Annotated in this window: 13 protein-coding genes and 1 tRNA gene; 6 read left to right on the top strand and 8 right to left on the bottom strand. The window is 71.6% G+C overall.

What is annotated here, in order from left to right; all coding sequences use genetic code 11:
* Positions 1-14: 14 nt before the first annotated feature.
* Positions 15-101: transfer RNA gene (locus BIU89_RS17085), tRNA-Leu, on the top strand.
* Between the two features lie 76 nt (positions 102-177).
* Here the strand turns inward: BIU89_RS17085 and BIU89_RS17090 are convergent.
* A complete protein-coding gene (locus tag BIU89_RS17090; RefSeq protein WP_071248677.1) occupies positions 178-657 on the bottom strand; it encodes a hypothetical protein in 480 nt (159 codons plus the stop codon).
* 90 nt (positions 658-747) lie between these two features.
* Here BIU89_RS17090 and BIU89_RS17095 point away from each other — a divergent pair, with 90 nt between their 5' ends.
* Entirely contained in the window at positions 748-1,434 is a 687-nt protein-coding gene (locus BIU89_RS17095) for an NUDIX domain-containing protein (protein ID WP_071248906.1), read from the top strand.
* On the opposite strand, the gene BIU89_RS17100 is transcribed toward BIU89_RS17095, so the two are convergent.
* Positions 1,417-2,034 (bottom strand): TetR/AcrR family transcriptional regulator, encoded by a 618-nt coding sequence (locus BIU89_RS17100; RefSeq protein ID WP_071248679.1) that lies wholly within the window; start codon positions 2,032-2,034, stop codon positions 1,417-1,419. The genes BIU89_RS17095 and BIU89_RS17100 overlap by 18 nt on opposite strands.
* Positions 2,035-2,054: 20 nt before the next feature.
* Positions 2,055-3,590 carry a PucR family transcriptional regulator gene (locus tag BIU89_RS17105; protein WP_071248682.1) on the bottom strand — a complete coding sequence of 512 codons (1,536 nt, stop codon included), beginning with the start codon at positions 3,588-3,590 and terminating at the stop codon, positions 2,055-2,057.
* Positions 3,591-3,682: 92 nt separating this feature from the next.
* On the opposite strand from BIU89_RS17105, the gene gabT reads away from it, so the two are divergent.
* The 4 genes from gabT to BIU89_RS18735 all read left to right on the top strand — a co-directional run bounded on the left by gabT (position 3,683) and on the right by BIU89_RS18735 (position 8,186).
* Complete coding sequence (gene gabT, locus BIU89_RS17110) at positions 3,683-5,044, top strand: 4-aminobutyrate--2-oxoglutarate transaminase (protein ID WP_071248685.1); 1,362 nt, start codon at positions 3,683-3,685, stop codon at positions 5,042-5,044.
* 68 nt (positions 5,045-5,112) lie between these two features.
* Positions 5,113-6,600, top strand: coding sequence for an NAD-dependent succinate-semialdehyde dehydrogenase (locus BIU89_RS17115; protein ID WP_139179335.1), 1,488 nt, complete (start codon positions 5,113-5,115; stop codon positions 6,598-6,600).
* Positions 6,597-7,967: a flavin monoamine oxidase family protein gene (locus BIU89_RS17120; RefSeq protein WP_071248688.1), complete on the top strand. Its 1,371-nt coding sequence runs from the start codon at positions 6,597-6,599 to the stop codon at positions 7,965-7,967. The genes BIU89_RS17115 and BIU89_RS17120 overlap by 4 nt, the downstream gene beginning before the upstream one ends.
* A 60-nt stretch (positions 7,968-8,027) precedes the next feature.
* Positions 8,028-8,186 carry a hypothetical protein gene (locus tag BIU89_RS18735; RefSeq protein WP_155896911.1) on the top strand — a complete coding sequence of 53 codons (159 nt, stop codon included), beginning with the start codon at positions 8,028-8,030 and terminating at the stop codon, positions 8,184-8,186.
* An 80-nt stretch (positions 8,187-8,266) separates the two neighbouring features.
* On the opposite strand, the gene BIU89_RS17125 is transcribed toward BIU89_RS18735, so the two are convergent.
* From BIU89_RS17125 to BIU89_RS17145, 5 genes are all read right to left on the bottom strand, one after another.
* Positions 8,267-9,634, bottom strand: a complete 1,368-nt coding sequence (locus BIU89_RS17125) for an NAD-dependent succinate-semialdehyde dehydrogenase (protein ID WP_071248691.1) — start codon at positions 9,632-9,634, stop codon at positions 8,267-8,269.
* A gap of 21 nt (positions 9,635-9,655) precedes the next feature.
* Complete coding sequence (locus BIU89_RS17130) at positions 9,656-11,068, bottom strand: APC family permease (protein ID WP_071248694.1); 1,413 nt, start codon at positions 11,066-11,068, stop codon at positions 9,656-9,658.
* A 133-nt stretch (positions 11,069-11,201) separates the two neighbouring features.
* Positions 11,202-12,212 carry an agmatine deiminase family protein gene (locus BIU89_RS17135; protein ID WP_071248697.1) on the bottom strand — a complete coding sequence of 337 codons (1,011 nt, stop codon included), beginning with the start codon at positions 12,210-12,212 and terminating at the stop codon, positions 11,202-11,204.
* Positions 12,209-13,243: a nitrilase-related carbon-nitrogen hydrolase gene (locus BIU89_RS17140; protein WP_071248700.1), complete on the bottom strand. Its 1,035-nt coding sequence runs from the start codon at positions 13,241-13,243 to the stop codon at positions 12,209-12,211. Before BIU89_RS17140 ends, BIU89_RS17135 begins: the two co-directional genes overlap by 4 nt.
* Positions 13,244-13,702: 459 nt before the next feature.
* The gene (locus BIU89_RS17145) at positions 13,703-14,311 is read right to left on the bottom strand and encodes a DUF1345 domain-containing protein (protein ID WP_254791695.1); all 609 of its coding nucleotides are present in this window, start codon (positions 14,309-14,311) and stop codon (positions 13,703-13,705) included.
* Positions 14,312-14,319: the final 8 nt, after the last annotated feature.

A 14,319-nucleotide genomic window follows, 5' to 3' on the forward strand; every position in this document is an offset into this window, starting at 1 on the left:
GTGTTTCGGGGCTGGCGCGAGTGGCGGAATTGGTAGACGCGCACGGTTCAGGTCCGTGTGCTGGAAACGGCGTGGGGGTTCAAGTCCCCCCTCGCGCACCAGGCGAAGAACAGGAAAGGCCCCGGAGGAATCCGGGGCCTTTCCTGTTTCCTCGGAGTCGTCCGCGGTTCGCGGCTGTCAGGCCCGGTCGGCGTCCGTCGTGTGGTCGACATCCGGCCTGGAGGCACGGCTCGGCCCCGACACGCCGGTCCCGTCGAACCCGTGGTCGGCTCTCCGTCCTTGCCGCGAGGCGAAGAACGGGCGCGCGCTGGGCAGGAAGAGCAGGACCGCGGCGACGACCGACAGCGCGATCGTCAGGACCGCGAGTTCGCCGCCGGTGAGGCTCAGGACCGCGCGGAAGGCCGCGACGACGACGAGCACGATGCGCGCGACGCGGGAGCCCGCGGCCATCCGGAACACCGCCCACGTCACCAGCGCCCAGAGCGCCAGGGCGACGATCCCGGCGAGGACCGGTGCCTGGCCGAGCGCGGCGTCCGTCGCGAAGAACTGGAGCACGGTGGCGACGACGCAGGCTGCCACCCACACCAGCCACAGCACGAAGGACACGGTGACCACCTGCGGTCGGTCCGGTCGTCGGAGGATGAACGTCCTGGTCATGCTGCACCGCCCTCTGCCGCTCCCTGGTGCGGCACGTCGAGCGTACCGAGCGGACGGAGACCTGCCGAGGTGCCCCGCTACGGTGACCGGGTGACCGACGAACGCACGACCGTCCCCCGTCCCGGTGTCGACGTCCCCGACGACCGCGGTCGCATCGGACTCGACGCCGTGGGCCGTGCCCTCGACCGCAACCCCGACGTCGTCGTGCGGGACGTCGAGGTGGTGTCGAACGGCTGGCACGTGCTCCGCCGCACGACCCTCGACGTCCGGCGCCGTGACGGTCGGTGGGACCGGCAGCAGCGCGAGACCTACGACCGCGGCAACGGTGCGACGGTCCTGCCGTACGACGCCGAGCGCGGCACCGTCCTGCTCACGCGGCAGTTCCGGTGGCCGGCGTACGTGAACGGACACCCGGACGGCATGTTGATCGAGGCCGCGGCGGGACTGCTCGACGAGGACGACCCCGAGACCGCGGTGCGGCGTGAAGCGGTCGAGGAGCTCGGCATCCGGCTCGGTGCGCTCGAGCACCTGGGCGACGTGTTCATGAGCCCCGGTTCGGTCACCGAGCGGGTGCACTTCTACCTCGGCGCGTACACCCCGGCCGACCGGGTCGAGGCCGGTGGCGGCCTGGAGGACGAGGGCGAGGACATCGAGGTGCTCGAGGTGCAGCTCGACGAGGCGCTCGCGATGGTGGCGGACGGTCGGATCGCCGACGGCAAGACGATCATGCTGCTGCAGTGGGTGGCGCTGCGGCGGGTGTCACCCCGACAGGGCTGACCCGTCCAGGCCCACCGCTCGCGCGATCGTCGTGCGGACCAGGCCCTCGCGGGTCGGGCGGTCGAGGTAGTCGACCAGGGCGTACCCGTTGGTGGCGTCCACGAGCGCGAAGAGCAGGCGTCCGACGCCGTCCGGGTCGTCGGTGTGCAGTACCCCCGCGCGCACCCCGTCGCCGACGACCGTGGTCGCGAGGAGCTGCCAGTCGTCCATGACGTCCCGTGCCGCAGTCGCCAGTGCCGCGTTCGTGCGGCCGATGCTCCACGCGTCGGCCCACAGGGTGGCGACGTCGTCGCGGGCGGGATCGGCGATGCAGTCGAGCAGGATGCGGAGGCCGGAGACGGGGTCGGGCGCAGCGGCGACGATCGCGCGGACCTCGGCGACCTCGGCCACCGCGACGGTGCGGAACGTCTCACCGACCAGGTCCTCCATGCTCGGGCGGTAGTGGGCGACGAGCGAGGGCGCGACCCCGATCACGGCGGCGACCCCGCGGAGCGTCACCGCCGCGAGGCCCTCGGCACGCGCCAGGTCGACGGCGGCCGCCGTGATCTGGGCTCCGCGTTCGGCCGGGCTCAGGCGCCGGCGGGCCGGTGTCGACGGCATCGTCCCACCGTATCCGCGCGTCACGCGCCGTCGACCACGAAGGCTGCCCAGAGGTCGGCCCGGGTCGAGAAGACGGAGAGGTCACGGTCGAGGAGCCGACCGGCGTGCTCCACCCGGGCGCGGGCGGTGTGCCGGTGGATGCCGAGGACCCGTGCGGTGCGGTCGTACTCGCAGTTCTCCTGCAGCCAGGTCCGGACGGTGCCCGTGAGCTCGGTGCCGGCCGTGCGGTCGTGGTCGAGCAGCGGGGCGAGGAACGCGCGGGCGACGGCACCGGCGTCCACGTCGACGTGGGCGAGGTGGGCGAGCACCCCCTCTCGGGCGAGATCGCCGAACTCGGTGGTGCCCGGGCGTCCTTCACGGCGTCGGTCGAGTGCCTGCACGGCCTCGGTGCGGGCGCGTCCGAACGACCGGTACGCGGCGCCGTCGGACAGGCCGGCGCGCAGGTCGAAGCGGTCGACGAGTTCACCGACGATCCCGGTCTCGTCCGCGTTCACGCAGAGGAACAGGGCGTCGTCGACCGCGAAGAACAGGTGCCCCGGACGGTCCTGCACCCACAGTTCGAGCAGGTCCACCACGGTGTCCAGTTCGTGGTCGGGGACGTCGACGGCCGCGATCCGGACGGGTTCGGCGGGCAGCGGCCCCCACACCTCGCGTGACGTCGCCTGCACCACCTCGGGTTCGCCGACGGACAGCATCGTGAGGAGTCCGGTGCGCAGGAGTCCGCGGGCACGGGCGAGCTCGCGGTTCTGCTGCAGGGCGAGGCCGGCCAGGGCGATCACGGCCGTGACGACCTCGCGTCCGGCCCGGTCGAGGGCTCCGCCGTTCGCGATCGCGAGCACGCCGCTCAGGTGCCCGCCGCTGCCGAGCGTCTGCAGGGTGTACCCGACGCCCCGGTCCGTGGCGACCGGCAGGCTCGCCCGCTGCCCGGAGCGCAGCAGCCGCAGCGCCTCGGTCCGCAGGAGGTCGAGGTCGGCAGCGGGCAGCGCGTCGGCGGGGTGTCCGCGGTCGAGCCGCCCGGAGACGTCGAACAGGCCGACCCACCCGTCGAGCTGCCGGGACAGCTCGGCGATGGTCGCGCCGAGTCCGTCCGGTCGCATCGCGGCAAACGAGATGGCCCGCTGCGCGGCGAGGGCCCAGGCACCGCGTGCGTTGGCGTCCCGCGCGACCGCTTCGGCGTTGGCCTGCGCGACCGCGATGAAGGAGGTCTCGTAGGGCACCTCGAACAGCGGCAGTCCGTTCCGGGTGCAGGCGGCGACCAGGGCATCGGGGGTGCCGGCCCGGACCACCTCGGTGCCGAAGCCGAGCGCCACGACACCGCCGTCCACGAGCCGCCGGACGTAGGCCTCGGCGACGTCGTCGCGCACCTCGGCCTCGGCACCGAACTGGGTGCCGGTCGTGAGCAGTCCCTGTCCCTCGGCGAGGAACGGCGTCGGGTCCTCGAGGTCCGAGCTGTGCAGCCAGGACAGCGGGGCATCGAGGGCGTGCTCGTCCGCGTCGGTGAGCGGGCGCAGGTGGAGTTCACGCCGGTGCAGCAGGGAGCGCAGCGTTGCGGGCATGCGGTCACCCTATCCACCAGGTCGATCTGGCCGGGGGCCGATGTACGCCGTGGACAGTACGAGTGCGCGGTGGTGGCTCCTACCATCGCGGCATGTCCTCCACCGCAGCGTCCGCGACCCGAGCGACCACCGGCGGCCCCTCGCTGCCCCAGGAGCGACGGCTCGTCACCGCCGTCCCCGGCCCGCGATCGCAGGAGCTGCTCGCCCGGAAGGCCGGTGCCGTCGCGGCCGGGGTCGGCGTCGCCGTGCCCATCGCCGTCGTCGCGGCCGGTGGCGGCGTCGTGGTCGACGCCGACGGCAACTCGTTCGTCGACCTCGGGTCCGGGATCGCCGTGACGTCGGTCGGCAACGCCCACCCCGGCGTGGTCGCTGCGGTCGCCGAGCAGGTCGCCGCCTTCACGCACACGTGCTTCACCATCGCCGCCTACGACGGGTACGTCGCCGTCGCCGAGGCACTCAACCGTCTGACCCCCGGCGACCACGAGAAGCGGACGGCGCTGTTCAACTCCGGGGCCGAGGCCGTCGAGAACGCCGTCAAGATCGCCCGGAAGCACACCGGTCGGCAGGCCGTCGTCGTCTTCGACCACGCCTACCACGGCCGCACGAACCTGACGATGGCGCTGACCGCGAAGAACCAGCCCTACAAGAACGGCTTCGGACCGTTCGCACCCGAGGTCTACCGCGTCCCGATGTCGTACCCGTTCCACGACGGGCTGTCTGGGCCCGAGGCGGCGAAGCGTGCGATCAGCCAGATCGAGAAGCAGGTCGGAGCTCTGAACACCGCCGCGGTCCTGATCGAACCGATCCAGGGCGAGGGCGGCTTCGTCGTCCCGGCACCGGGGTTCCTCACCGCGCTGTCCGAGTGGACCACCGCGAACGGCGTCGTGTTCATCGCGGACGAGGTGCAGACCGGGTTCGCCCGCACCGGCGCGATGTTCGCCAGCGAGCACGAGGGGATCGTGCCCGACGTCGTCACGACCGCGAAGGGCATGGCCGGCGGACTCCCGTTGTCCGGTGTGACCGGGCGTGCGGCGATCATGGACTCCGCCCACGTCGGCGGCCTCGGCGGGACGTACGGCGGCAACCCGATCGCCTGCGCCGCGGCCCTCGCGGCCATCGACGCCTTCGAGCACGACGGACTCGTCGAGCGCGCCGGAGCCATCGGTGCGGTCCTGCTCGACGCCCTGCGCAGCGCGCAGGCCGACGACCCCCGCATCGGCGACGTCCGCGGCCGCGGTGCGATGGTCGCGATGGAGCTCGTCGACCCCGCCACCGGTGATCCCGACCCCGGGCTCACCGGACGGGTGGTGCAGCACGCGTTCGAGCACGGCGTCATCGCCCTCACGGCCGGCACGTACGGCAACGTCGTGCGCTTCCTGCCGCCGCTGTCGATCGACGACGACCTGCTCCGCGACGGCCTGACCGTCGTCCTCGACGGGCTGGCCGCGTCGTGAGCGCGACGATCCCCGCCACAGCGTGGCCCAGCGTCCCCGACGCCACCGGACCAGCCGCCGAACAGGCGGTGCTCGACCGCGTCCCCACGGGCCTCCTGGTCGACGGTGCCTGGCAGCCGGCGGCCGACGGCGGTACCTTCGCCGTCGTCGACCCTGCGACCGGCGAAACACTCCTGCACATCGCCGACGCCTCGCCCGAGGACGGCCGGAAGGCGCTCGACGCTGCCGTCGCCGCACGGCACGGCTGGGCGACCACGCCCCCGCGGCAGCGCGCCGAGGTGCTGCGCCGCGCCTTCGACCTGCTGCAGGAGCGACGCGAGGAGTTCGCGCTCCTGATGACGCTGGAGATGGGCAAGCCCCTGGCCGAGGCCCGCGGCGAGGTCGCGTACGGCGGCGAGTTCCTCCGCTGGTTCTCGGAGGAAGCGGTCCGGATCGGTGGTTCGTACGGCACCAACCCCGAGGGGACCGGCCGCGCCACCGTCTCGCACAAGCCCGTCGGACCCGCGTTCCTGATCACGCCGTGGAACTTCCCGTTGGCGATGGCGACCCGCAAGATCGCACCGGCGCTCGCCGCAGGCTGCACCGTCGTCGTGAAGCCGGCCGAACTGACGCCGCTGACCACCCTGCTGTTCGCCGACCTGCTCGTCGAGGCAGGTGTGCCCGCCGGCGTCGTCAACGTCGTCCCGACGACCCGGGCCGCCGACGTCTCCGCACCCGTGATCGCCGACCGGCGCCTGCGCAAGCTGTCCTTCACCGGTTCCACGCCGGTCGGACGCACACTGCTCCGCCAGGCGGCGCAGAACGTGCTCCGGACGAGCATGGAACTCGGCGGCAACGCCCCGTTCCTGGTGTTCGCCGACGCCGACCTCGACCTGGCGGTGGAGGGCGCGCTCGCCGCGAAGTTCCGGAACACCGGCCAGGCCTGCACCGCCGCGAACCGGTTCCTGGTGCACGAGGACGTCGCCGACGAGTTCACCCGCCGGGTCACCGAGCGGGTCGCCGCGATGCGGGTCGGCCGGGGGACCGAGGACGGCGTGGCCATCGGGCCGCTCATCGACGCCCGAGCCGTGGACAAGGCGCACCGCCTGGTCACCGACGCGGTCGAGCGCGGGGCGACGCTCCGGACCGGCGGACACCCGGTCGACGGGCCCGGCACCTTCTACGCACCGACCGTCCTGACCGACGTACGACCCGGCAGTGCGATCCTCGACGACGAGATCTTCGGGCCGGTGCTCGCGATCCGCACGTTCCGCTCCGAGGACGAGGCCGTGGCCGCCGCGAACGACACCGAGTACGGTCTGGTCGGCTACGCGTTCACCGAGGACCCGGCACGCGGGCAGCGCCTGATGGAGCGGCTCGAGACCGGCATGCTGGGGCTGAACACCGGTGTCGTGTCGAACGCCTCGGCCCCGTTCGGCGGCGTGAAGCAGTCCGGCCTCGGTCGCGAGGGCGGCGGCGAGGGCATCGCCGAGTACCTCGAGACCATGTACACGCTCACCCCGGACCCGTTCCGGCACACCGACAGCACCACGACCGCACAGGGAGCAGCTCGATGATCGAGAAGGACGTCGTCGTCATCGGAGCCGGTGTCGCCGGTCTCACCGCCGCGAACCGCCTGCGGGCCGCCGGCCTGCGGGTCGCCGTGCTCGAGGCCCGCGACCGCGTGGGGGGCCGCACCTGGACGAACGACATCGACGGGGTGACCCTGGAGATCGGCGGGCAGTGGGTCTCGCCCGACCAGACCGCACTGCTCGAGACCCTCGACGAGCTCGGCCTGCAGACGTACGACCGGTACCGCGAGGGCTCCAGCGTCTACGTCGACGCCGACGGCACCCGGACCGAGTACACCGGCGACATCTTCCCCCTGCCCGAGGCCACGGCGAACGAGATCGAACGGCTCGTCGCCGTCGTCGACGAGTACGTCGCGAAGGTCGACCCGACCCGCCCCTGGGAGACCCCGGACGCGGCCGCCCTCGACGAGGTCTCGTTCCGCGCCTGGCTGCACGACCTCAGCCCGGACCGGGTCGCGACCGACAACGTCGAGCTGTTCATCGCCGGCGCCATGCTCACGAAGCCCGCGCACGCGTTCTCGGCGCTGCAGGCCCTGCTGATGGCGGCGTCCGCCGGGAGCTTCACCAACCTGGTCGACGCTGACTTCATCCTCGACAAGCGGGTCGTCGGCGGCATGCAGCAGGTGTCCGAGCGGCTCGCCGAGCGCCTCGGCGACGACGTGCACCTGAACGCGCCGGTCCGGACGCTGCGGTGGGGCGACGACGGGGTCGTCGCGCTCGCCGACGGCGGCATCGAGGTGCACGCCCGACAGGCACTCGTCGCGGTGCCGCCGCCCCTGTACTCGCGGATCTCGTACGAGCCGCCGCTGCCCCGACGCCAGCACCAGCTGCACCAGCACCTGTCGATGGGCTTCGTGATCAAGGTGCACGCCGTCTACGACCGTCCCTTCTGGCGTGCGGCGGGCCTGTCCGGCACCGCGTTCAGCCCGTACGAGGTCGTGCACGAGGCGTACGACAACACCTCGCACGGTTCGGAGCAGGGGACCCTGGTCGGGTTCGTCTCCGACCAGCACGCCGACGACCTGTTCGCGCTGTCGACCGAGGAACGCCGGGCCCGGGTGCTCGCCTCGCTGGCGCACTACTACGGCGACGAGGCCCTGTCGCCCGTCGTCTACTACGAGAGCGACTGGGGCACCGAGGAGTGGACGCGCGGCGCCTACGCGGCGAGCTTCGACCTGGGCGGGCTCGTCCGGTACGGCGCCGACCAGCGCGCCGCGGTCGGTCCGATCCGGTTCGCCTCGAGCGACCTGGCCGGGCAGGGCTACCAGCACGTCGACGGTGCCGTGCGCATCGGGCGCGAGGTCGCCGAGGAGATCCTGGCGGTCGTTCCACAGCCCACTGCGGCACGGTAATCACCTCGGCGGGTTACGGCTGGGTGCCCCGTCCAGGCGCCGGCGCGTACCGTCCGGGCCATGAGTGACGCAGCGAACGGGTCGAGCGACCCCACCAAGGACCAGGAGCAGTACACCGAGGACCTGCCGGACGGGTCGCCCACGGGCGACGCGACGGAGGACCCGCAGCAGGACAGCGACACGGACTCCGGCGGCGAGCCCGCCGACCCGCAGCAGTAGCGGCGACCCACGGACGGACGGGAGGCGCAGTGCCAGCTGGCACCGCGCCTCCCGTCCGTCCGTCACCCGGGTCCGGGGCGTCAGGAGCCGATGCGGATCAGCTTCTTGTTCACGAACTCGTCGGCCCCCAGGGGGCCGAGCTCGCGGCCGAAGCCGCTGCCCTTGACGCCACCGAACGGCAGCTCCGGGCTGTCCGCGCCGACGATGTTCACGTAGACCATGCCGGCCTCGATCCGGTCGGCGACCCGGAGTGCCTGATCGGCGTCGGTGGTGAACAGGTACGAACCGAGGCCGTACGGGGTGTCGTTGGCCAGGGCGATCGCCTCGTCCTCGTCGGCGACGCGGTACACGGCGGCGACGGGGCCGAAGAACTCCTCGCGGTAGGCGTCGTTGTCCGGTGTGACGTCGGTCAGGATCGTCGGCAGGAAGGCGTTGCCCTGGCGGTCGCCGCCCGTGACGACGGTCGCACCCTGCTCGACGGCGGCAGCGAGCTGTTCCTGCAGCCGGTCGGCCGCGGCCGTGGACGACAACGGACCGAGTTCGGCACCGGGCACGCTCGGATCGGTCGGTTCGACCGCCGACATCGCCGCGGTGAACTTCGCCAGGAACTCGTCGTACAGGCCGTCGACCACCAGGAACCGCTTCGGGGCGTTGCAGACCTGGCCGTTGCCCTCGAGCCGGGTGGTGACTGCGGACTCGACGACGGCGTCCAGGTCGTCGGTGGACAGCACGATGAAGGGGTCCGAGCCGCCGAGTTCGAGCACCACCTTCGTCAGGTTCCGGCCGGCGATCTCGGCGACCGCGGCACCGGCGCGCGCCGAACCGGTGAGCGAGACGCCCTGCACGCGCGGGTCGGCGATGACGTCGGCGACCTGGTCGTTCGTCGCGAACACGTTCGTGTAGGCGCCGTCCGGGAAGCCGGCATCGTGGAAGATCCGCTCGATGGCCAGGGCGGACTCCGGGCACTGCGGTGCGTGCTTGAGCAGCACGGTGTTGCCGATGACCAGGTTCGGTCCGGCGAACCGGGCGATCTGGTAGGCGGGGAAGTTCCACGGCATGATGCCGAGCACGACGCCGATGGAGGCCTTGCGGATGAACGCGGACCCCTCGGACCCGTCAGCCAGGGTGATCGGCTGGTCGGCCAGGAACGCCTCGGCGTGGTCCGCGTAGTAGTCGTAGATGTCGGCGCAGAAGTCGACCTCGCCTTCGGCCTGGTCGATCGGCTTCGCCATCTCGCGCACGATCGTGGCGGCGAGCTCGGCGTGCCGCTCCCGGTACAGGTCCGCGACCCGGTGGAGCAGGGCCGCGCGGTCGGCGACCGTCGTCGTCCGTGACCACTCGGTGTGGGTGCGGTCGGCGGCTGCGACGGCGTCGTGCAGCTCGGCGTCCGTGATGGTCGGGTAGGTCTCGAGGGTCGTGCCCGTGGTGGGGTCGGTGACGGCGTACATGGCGTCCTCTCGTGGTGGCGGTCAGGCCTGGTCGGTGAGCTGCTTGTTCACACCGGTGACGGGCTGGTTCTCGTCGAAGCCCTTCGGTGCGACCCGGAAGCCCTTGGTGATGACGAGCAGGTAGACGAACCCGATCGCCGCCCACACTCCTCCTGCGATCAGGGCGTCGGCATGGAGCTGCGTCCAGAGCACCCCGGTCAGGAGCATCGCGACCCCCGGCAGCACGATGTAGCGCCAGCGGTCGCCCGCCGTGTGACGGCGTCCGTTCCGGATCGCGAAGTGCACGATCACGGTGGCGTTGACGAAGGTGAACGCGATGAGCGCGCCGAAGTTGATGTAGGCCGCGATCGTGTCGAGTGAGAAGCTCATCGCCAGCAGGGTGACCGCGCCGACGAAGACCACGTTGAACACCGGGGTGTGCGTACGGGGGTGCACGTAGCCGAAGACCCGCTTCGGCAGCACGTTGTTCCGACCCATCACCATGAGCATGCGGGCGACGCTGGCGTGTGACGCGAGACCCGAGGCGAGTGCGGCGACGAACCCGGCCGACACCAGGACCGCCTGGAACGCCGGACCGCCGACGAGCAGGCCGATCTGGGGGAGCGGGTCGTCGGTGAACTCGCCGAACGGTGCGTTGGTGGGGAAGCGGAGCTGGGCGAAGTAGGCGGAGACCAGGAAGATCGCGCCACCGAGCAGGACGGTCAGCATGATCGCCTTCGGCATGATGCGGATCGACTTCGCCTCTTCCGTGTACATCGTCACCGCGTCGAAGCCGATGAACGAGAAGCACACCACCGTCGCCCCGGTGAGCAGGGCCGACATCGTCACGCCGTCGTGGACGAAGGGTTCGGCGCTGACGATCGTGCCCGCACCGGCACCGTGGGTGAGCTCGATCACGGTGAAGACCACGAACGCGATCATCGCCAGGACCGCACCGATGAGCAGCACCATGTTGAGGTTCGACGTGCCGCGCATCGACAGGCAGATCACCGTCGTCACGAACACCGTGTACACGACGACGGTCACCCACGGGGGCAGCTCCGGGAACACCTGCTCCAGGTAGAGCCGGATGATCAGGGCGTTCACCATCGGCAGCAGCAGGTAGTCGAGCAGTGACGCCCAGCCGACCATGAAGCCGAGGTTCGGGTGCATCGACTCCCGGACGTACGTGTACGCGGAACCGGCCGCGGGGTAGACGCGCACCATCTTCCCGTAGCTGATCGCGGTGAGCGCCATGATGACGAGTGCGATGAGGTAGGCGCTCGGCACCGCGCCGTCGGTCTGCCCGGAGACGATGCCGAAGGTGTCGAACACGACCGTCGGGGTCATGTAGCCGAGGCCGAGTCCGACGATCGCCCAGAGCCCGAGGCTCCGCTTCAGCGACCCGCCGCGCACCGGTGCTGCCGGCGCGGTGACCGCGATCGGTGATGCCATGTGACTTCCCTGCTCTTCGGGGCCGGGCAGCGTCGCCCGGATCAGTTCGGAGCACCATACCGACGGGTCGGCAGTGGGTGGACCGGCCGCGGTGTACAGGTGATCGGCACCCGCTGTACACCGCGGCGGTGGTTCAGGCCACCGGTTGCTGCTGCGTGATGCAGTGCAGCCCGCCGCCGCGCGCGAACACCTGTCGCGCGTCGATCGAGCGGACCCGTCGGCCCGGGTACGCCTCGGCGAGGATGCCCCTGGCGCGGTCGTCAGCGACCGGGTCGCCGAACGCACAGGCGATCACGGCACCGTTCACCACGACGTGGTTCACGTAGTTCCAGTCCACCGGTCCACCGTCGTCCGACAGCGTCGAGGGGGCGGGCAACTCGATGATCGTCGCGTCGGTCGCCTGCTCGAGCGCTCGCCGGATCTGGGGCATGACCAGGTGGTCCGGGTGACCCGCATCCGGCTGGGCGTGCAGCAGGACCGTGTTCGGGTCGGCGAAGGTCGCCACCATGTCGACGTGCCCCCGGGTGCCGAAGCCGTCGTAGTCGCGCGTCAGACCGCGGGGCAGCCAGATCACCCGTGTGGCGCCGATCGTGCGCGCCAGCTCCAGCTCGACGCGCTCCCGGTCGGCGTACGGGTTCCGGCGCGGGTCGAGCTGCACCGTCTCCGTCACGAGCACGGTGCCGGTGCCGTCGACGTGGATCGCCCCGCCCTCGTTGACGAGCAACGACGGGATCCGCGAGGCTCGCGCAGCACGGGCGACCGTCGCGGCGACCTCGGCGTCACGCGTCCAGGTCGACCACGGGTTCGCCCCCCAGCCGTTGAAGACCCAGTCGACTGCGCCGAGTCGCCCGGTGTCGTCGTCGACGACGAACGTCGGACCGATGTCGCGCATCCAGAAGTCGTCGAGGGGCGCCTCGAGCACGTCCACGTCGGACGACAGCAGGCGAGCGGCATCCGCGCGTGCGACGGGGTCCACGACGACGGTCACCGGCTGGTGCTCGCTGATCGTGTTGGCCGTGGTCGCCCACGCCGCGCGCGCGGCCTCGGCACTCGCCGCGTCGTCGCCGAGCGTCAGGCCGGGGCGCGGGAACGCCATCCAGGTGCGTTCCTGCGGAGCCGTCTCGGGAGGCATCACCCACGTCATGCGCGCGCCCCGCGCCCGGCGGTGGCCGGTTCCACGGCCAGGGCCGCGTCGATCGCGTCGCGTGCGCCGTACGCGTGGCGTTGCTCGTCGACGGGGTCGACGAGCCCGGCGTACAGGTCGGGTCGCCGGGTCAGGTAGAAGGGGAACAGCCGGAGCCACTCCGTCCGGGCGTCGAGGTCGAGGTCGGCGACGAGCGCCACGCTCGCGTCACGGGGCGCCTCGACGAGCACCCGGCCGAACGGGTCCGAGATGAAGGACGAGCCGTAGAACGTGATGTCGCCCTCGTCACCCCACCGGTTCGGCACGACCATGAACTGTCCGGCGGTGATGCCGTTCGCCACGATCACCCGCTGCCAGATCGGCGCGGTGTCGAAGTCGGGGAAGGTCGGTTCGGAGCCGATCGCCGTCGGGTACACGAGCACCTCGGACCCGGCGAGGCCGTAGGAACGGGCGACCTCGGGGAACCACTCGTCCCAGCACGTCGGCAGCCCGAGGCGCGCACCGAGTCCGGCGGGTTCGTACACCGGGAAGGCGTCGTCGTCCGTCCCCGGGCGGAAGTACGTGTCCTCGTGGTAGCCGGCGCTGATCGGGATGTGGGTCTTCCGGGTCCGGCCGACCAGGGTGCCGTCGGGCCCGACGAGGACGGCGGTGTTGTACCCGCGCGGGTCGTCGGGCTGGTCGTCGTCATCCGGCCGCTCGTAGAGGGAGGCGTGCACGAACACCCCGTGCTCGATCGCCTGGGCACGGGCGAAGGCGACGGTCGGACCGTCCTGCAGCGACTCGGCGAGGTCCTTCGGGGTCCCGCTCGCCGGGGAGTCGCCCGGGTAGCGGCGTAGCGTCAGTTCGGGCAGGAACACCGCGGTGGCTCCGTGCGCTGCGGCGGTCGCGATGCCGTCGGCGAGCTGGGCCCGGTGCTCGTCCGGGTCGGGGAGCCACCGCACCTGCACGAGGGCGACGCGGAGGGACCGGCGGGGTGCGCCGGTGTCGGCGTGCAGCGGCGACGGGAGCGAGGGTGCGGTGACGACGTCCATGCGCCATTGTTGATCACACGATCAATTGACGCAAGACCCCGGCTTCGACCCTCGAATATCAGTATGCTGGTCTCGGGTTCCGTGTCGTCGCCGGGACGCGGGCCCGGGCAGAGAAGAAGCCCACCACTGCAGCAACAGTGGTGGGCTTCGATTTGTCCTCCGAGTGGAGAACGAGGGACGAACTGGGTCCCGAGCCTGAAACTCGGAGCCAGTGTAACGCGCTCGTCGAGCGAGTTGCATCCCTCGGCCTGCGCTTCTCGTGTCCGCCGGCGCTGACACGAAGGTGGTCCGATGTCGAACGACACCGAACCGCGTCGCGGCCGTCGAGTGCCGTGGTTGGGGATCGCGAGCTTGCTCGTGACCGTGGCCCGGTTCCTGCTCGAGCTGTGGCGCAAGGGCTGAGCCCCAGGGCACCCCGCGCATCTCGCGCGGGGTGCCCGTCGGGTCGTGTCGGGAGGGTCAGCTGATGATGTTGACCGCGCGCGAGATGACCAGCGCCAGCAGGATGAACCCGCTGAGCGCCTGGTAGGCCATGATCATCTTCGCCCGGACGGTCATCGGCATCGTGTCCGTCGGGCTGAACGCCATCATGTTCGTCATCGCCACGTAGAGGTAGTCGAGGTAGACCGGCCGCCAGTCCGCGGTCTTCGGGTCGGTCTCCTGCGGGAACTGGAAGTCTGCCTCGGCACTCGCCCACAGCTCGGGGCGACGCCGTGCCACCGGACCCCCGCGGTCGAGCTCCCAGTAGACGAGCCCGAACACGATGATCGTGCTCACCCAGACCTGCAGCGCGGTGAGCAGCACGGCCGCACCGTCCGCGTGCCCGCCGAGCAGCTCGGTGATGGTCCGGACGACGGTGAGCTGGCTGGCGACGGTGAGCAGGGCCGCCAGCGCGAACGACAGCCACCGTGACCAGGTGGTCTCGCGCGTCAGACGCCGCGGGTTGAAGACGATGAGCGGGGCGAGCAGCAGGACGCCCAGGACTGGCACCACCCACGACGGGAAGAACAGCACCTCGTCCGGCAGGAACAGGCTCAGCGCCAGGTTCACCAGGACCGCGACGGCCACCGGTGCCC

Source organism: Curtobacterium sp. MCBA15_005 (assembly GCF_001864855.1).
GTDB classification, from domain to species: domain Bacteria; phylum Actinomycetota; class Actinomycetes; order Actinomycetales; family Microbacteriaceae; genus Curtobacterium; species Curtobacterium flaccumfaciens.

What these genes read in the sequence shown, in the direction of transcription:
- BIU89_RS17090 (WP_071248677.1), bottom strand. Translation starts at nt 657, where the DNA reads ATGACCAGGACGTTCATCCTCCGACGACCGGACCGACCGCAGGTGGTC.
- BIU89_RS17100 (WP_071248679.1), bottom strand. Translation starts at nt 2,034, where the DNA reads ATGCCGTCGACACCGGCCCGCCGGCGCCTGAGCCCGGCCGAACGCGGA.
- BIU89_RS17105 (WP_071248682.1), bottom strand. Translation starts at nt 3,590, where the DNA reads ATGCCCGCAACGCTGCGCTCCCTGCTGCACCGGCGTGAACTCCACCTG.
- gabT (WP_071248685.1), top strand. Translation starts at nt 3,683, where the DNA reads ATGTCCTCCACCGCAGCGTCCGCGACCCGAGCGACCACCGGCGGCCCC.
- BIU89_RS17120 (WP_071248688.1), top strand. Translation starts at nt 6,597, where the DNA reads ATGATCGAGAAGGACGTCGTCGTCATCGGAGCCGGTGTCGCCGGTCTC.
- BIU89_RS18735 (WP_155896911.1), top strand. Translation starts at nt 8,028, where the DNA reads ATGAGTGACGCAGCGAACGGGTCGAGCGACCCCACCAAGGACCAGGAG.
- BIU89_RS17125 (WP_071248691.1), bottom strand. Translation starts at nt 9,634, where the DNA reads ATGTACGCCGTCACCGACCCCACCACGGGCACGACCCTCGAGACCTAC.
- BIU89_RS17130 (WP_071248694.1), bottom strand. Translation starts at nt 11,068, where the DNA reads ATGGCATCACCGATCGCGGTCACCGCGCCGGCAGCACCGGTGCGCGGC.
- BIU89_RS17135 (WP_071248697.1), bottom strand. Translation starts at nt 12,212, where the DNA reads ATGACGTGGGTGATGCCTCCCGAGACGGCTCCGCAGGAACGCACCTGG.
- BIU89_RS17140 (WP_071248700.1), bottom strand. Translation starts at nt 13,243, where the DNA reads ATGGACGTCGTCACCGCACCCTCGCTCCCGTCGCCGCTGCACGCCGAC.